Source organism: Micromonospora parva (genome assembly GCF_000718515.1).
In the GTDB taxonomy this organism is placed as follows: Bacteria; Actinomycetota; Actinomycetes; order Mycobacteriales; family Micromonosporaceae; genus Micromonospora; species Micromonospora parva.
In genome coordinates, this window is the sequence record NZ_JNZS01000067.1 from 1 (window position 1) to 514 (window position 514).

At 69.8% G+C, this 514-nt stretch carries 1 pseudogene; it reads left to right on the top strand.

The features are described from left to right. A pseudogene (locus tag IF22_RS0132625) lies at nt 1–237 on the top strand (hypothetical protein); the annotation flags it as partial. Between the last annotated feature and the right edge of the window lie 277 nt (nt 238–514).

Below are 514 nucleotides of genomic sequence, written 5' to 3' on the forward strand. Positions count from 1 at the left end.
GACTCGCTGGGCCTGTTCCAGCAGCGCCCGAGCTCGGGTTGGGGTACCCCGGAGCAGATCACCGACCCCGAGTACTCCACGACCGCGTTCCTCAAGGGCCTCAAGCAGGTCGACGGGTGGCAGGACATGCCCCTGACCGACGCCGCGCAGACCGTGCAGGTCTCGGCGTACCCGGACGCCTACGCCCAGTGGGAGCAGCAGGCCACCGACCTCGTCGCCCAGCACTGGAACAGCTGACCCGCACCACCGCGCCACCGCACGGTAGAACCGTGAGAACACCGACCGCTGGCCGGCACCCGCAACCCGGGGTGCCGGCCAGCGGCGTTTGCGTTGCCGCCGGCCCGCCGGGACGCCCGCCCCTGGGACGCCGACCACCGACCGCCGCAGCGGGCCGCAACGGGAGATGCCGCGCTGAAGGGCTCCTCGGCGGAGGCGGATGGCGTCATCAAGCGGCGTGCGTTTTCCAGATCTTGGACAGTTTCCGTTAGCACAGAACGGAAACTGTCCAAGATCT